Here is a 581-nt window from a genome sequence, read left to right on the forward strand (position 1 = left end):
CAGACGATCAGCGCGATGCCGGCATCSACSGCTTCCAGGATGGCRTCGGCGGCGAASGGTGGCGGCACATAGATGACCGAGGCGTCGGCGCCTGTGGCATTGGCGGCAGCGGCCACGGTATCGAAGACCGGGAGGCCCAGGTGCGATTCACCGCCCTTGCCGGGCGTGACGCCGCCCACCATCTTCGTGCCATAGGCCAGTGCCTGTGCCGAATGGAATGTGCCTTGYGCGCCGGTAAAGCCCTGGCAGATCACGCGGGTGTCTTTGTCGATCAGCACGGCCATTTCACTTTCCTCCCTTCTTCGATGGGTGCGTGCGCACGGCGGACACGACTTTCTCGGCCGCATCGGCAAGATCCTTGGCCGAGACGACCGGCAGGCCCGAATCTCGCAGGATCTTCTTGCCGAGGTCGACGTTGGTGCCTTCCAGCCGCACCACCAGCGGCACGGTCAGGTCCACTTCGCGCGCCGCGGCCACCACGCCTTCGGCAATCACGTCGCAGCGCATGATGCCGCCGATGATATTGACGAGAATCCCTTCGACCCTGGGATCGGCCAGGATCAGCCGGAACGCCGCGGTGA

At 65.3% G+C, this 581-nt stretch carries 2 pseudogenes; both read right to left on the reverse strand.

The features are described 5' to 3' along the window. Nucleotides 1-284 (reverse strand): annotated as a pseudogene (locus AB4Z35_RS30030) (succinate--CoA ligase subunit alpha); the annotation flags it as partial. 1 nt (nucleotide 285) lies between these two features. Next, a pseudogene (gene sucC, locus AB4Z35_RS30035) lies at nucleotides 286-581 on the reverse strand (succinate--CoA ligase subunit beta); the annotation flags it as partial.

The sequence above is a fragment of the Pseudomonas sp. KB_15 genome (assembly GCF_052114525.1).
Classification (GTDB): Bacteria; Pseudomonadota; Gammaproteobacteria; order Pseudomonadales; family Pseudomonadaceae; genus Aquipseudomonas.